Origin of the sequence: Vibrio sp. 10N.261.52.A1 (assembly GCF_002876325.1) — a bacterium.
GTDB lineage: Bacteria > Pseudomonadota > Gammaproteobacteria > Enterobacterales > Vibrionaceae > Vibrio > Vibrio chagasii.
On sequence record NZ_MCYD01001199.1, the window covers coordinates 1 to 1,260 of the forward strand.

Annotated in this window: 1 protein-coding gene; it reads left to right on the forward strand. The window is 46.9% G+C overall.

All coding sequences use genetic code 11. The features are described from left to right. Window positions 1-469: 469 nt before the first annotated feature. The coding region (locus tag BCT81_RS25505) for a hypothetical protein (protein WP_102426273.1) at window positions 470-1,260 on the forward strand (791 nt) is incomplete at its 3' end.

The following is a 1,260-nucleotide window of genomic DNA, read 5'->3' on the forward strand; positions in this document are numbered from 1 at the left end:
GTATTATTTACATTATGTTAACGATTAACCACTGACAGGGGCGTGAAAGGCCTCGAGATTGAAATCTCAAGCGCTGGCACGCTATACTTGCCCAAGGTCTATAAGGTTAAAACACACGACATTGCTCGCTAACCTGTAGTGGCCAATGTCGTGTGTTTTTTCTAGGATTTAGAGTGTGTTAGAGGTGGTACTCTGACTATATAGCACTCGCAAAAAAGCCGTCTTCCCGTAAGTAGACGGCTTTTTTGTGTCTAAAATAGTTGCATTTGATTTCTTTTTTCGGTTGAGATAGCGTGAAATTTCACCGTTTGGAGGACCAATTCAAACAGCCCAAAAAACTTACGGACCTCAGAATATGACTCAACCATGGCACGGGCTACAGCCCAATCAACGACACATTCTCAATCACACCGCTTGTTTGTCCCTCGGGATGAAGTGCTGTGTGTTTTAAACGTGGACGGTAAGTGTTATGAAGACGCCTGGACACGACTCCTCCCCTACCCCCTCCGATAAATCGAGTTACGATGCGGAGTATCGCCGTAAGCGTAAGGATCGGAAATGGGAGTTAATCGAATTGCATCATCGTGTCGTTGCAGAAGAGAACGCGCGGAACCCTAAGACACCTTTTGAGATCGGACTCAAGTCTCGCCGGTTATTTCGAAGCGGTAAGGTAGAAATCCTACCGCCAGAATACGGGCGGATCTTCAAAGCGTTCGAAGAATTCATTACTAACCCCAATCGCTTCCCGTCGCTCAATGCATGGGGCGGTGAAGCGATAAATAATGTGCTGAGTCGCACCTTAATTGCGAAAGTATTAGCGTGCATGTTGCCGAACACCGACCTCATTGGCGGGCGCGTTGGTTTGCCCACCGAAGCGGGGTTGAAGCCCATCAGCTACGATCAGCTTCAAGAAGAGTATGCGTTGCGCTTTGGCGAGTATATTTCGCCCAAATCCTTTGCGAAAGTGATGAAGTATTTGAAGCGTGCTGGCTATTATCACAGTGAGCGGATCAATGTGTGTGTCGACAAAGACGAAGGGACGATACGCAGTGCCCCTTCATACAAACAGTTTACCATTCGTTTCTTTAATGACTTAAAAGTCGTGCGTTACCCCAACATCAGTGAATTGATCCTCGCGACACGAAAACGCCAAACAAAGAAGGGACTGAACTTTCATTGGCTGTCTTTCCGTAAAATCGCGTCAGGGATACAAGCGATCTACAATGCGTCAACATTAAACACGTACGCTCAAGCAACCTC